The 1,063-nt window shown below is 38.4% G+C and carries 2 protein-coding genes; both read right to left on the reverse strand.

The features are described 5' to 3' along the window. A partial coding sequence (locus COX77_03205; protein ID PIZ98871.1) for a hypothetical protein occupies positions 1–384 on the reverse strand: 384 nt, incomplete at its 3' end. After that, positions 273–659, reverse strand: a complete 387-nt coding sequence (locus tag COX77_03210; protein ID PIZ98870.1) for a hypothetical protein — start codon at positions 657–659, stop codon at positions 273–275. The genes COX77_03205 and COX77_03210, both read right to left, overlap by 112 nt. Positions 660–1,063: the final 404 nt, after the last annotated feature.

A 1,063-nucleotide genomic window follows, 5' to 3' on the forward strand; every position in this document is an offset into this window, starting at 1 on the left:
GAAGGTTGTATTTGTACTACCATTATTACCTATAATACTAAGTTTAACATCGGGTCCCGTCGTCCCGATGCCGACGTTGCCAGAGATGTATGTATTATGTGCCAAAATATCATTAGCGATAAAGTTATGGGTACCCTCTACTGCAATATCATAAACTTGTTCATAACCAACAAAAGTTATGGACTCTATTTTGTCCCACAATACATGCTCAAAGCTCAAAGCTTGAGGCTCAATAATAGCAATTTCATCGCCAATAGTTAAGTATATTACTTTTAACCACTCTCTGTGGTTTTCATTGATTTGATCAAGCTGTTCAGTTGAGAATGAATTACTTGAGCTTGATTTAATGTTGTTTCTATTTCGCTCTGTTGCAGATAATTCAATCTCACTGCCAACTGCAGACAGGTTACTGTTTCGTAAAGACTCCCTCGTGAGAGATAGAGAAACTGAATAAACTCCTTGTTGTGATACCGACCCTTGCCCTCGGCTATATTCAGAACTATGGAGGTTACTGCTCTTTGTAGTTGACTTTGCAGTCCATATTGTTCTAGTTTGGGAAAACTCTGTGTCTGCTGATAAACTAGCTGCGCTAAGTCCATGGCTTGCTGCCACACTCTCAATTCTTCGAACTGCCACTTGATCTCTTTGTTCTTGTTCATATTGATTATTCTTTACAAGATATGGATGGTTGCCAGTTGTTTTAATAGTTTTACCTGATGCAGTAGTTAACTTAAACACTGGCTTGATACCCATATCCATTAAACTATTAACTGAACGATATTCTAACTTATCACTTTGTTCATTTAGTGACAAGACCTGCATTCCTGGCTTCAAGTCCACTATTTTAACCTTTTGAGCTTTGAGCGTTGAGCTTTGAGCTGCAAAAACTCCTTCATTGTTATTACTATTATCTGGTATCAATACTGTAAGTAATGAGTCACCGGTAATACATTGTCCTTCAACATGGAGTTTTTGCACTGGACTCGTCGTCCCAATGCCGACGTTGCCAGAAGTATTAATAGTCAAACCAACGTTAGTGGAACCAATACCTAAAGTTATTGGC

It is taken from the genome of Candidatus Komeilibacteria bacterium CG_4_10_14_0_2_um_filter_37_10, assembly GCA_002793075.1.
GTDB lineage: Bacteria > Patescibacteriota > Patescibacteriia > UBA1558 > UBA1558 > UM-FILTER-37-10.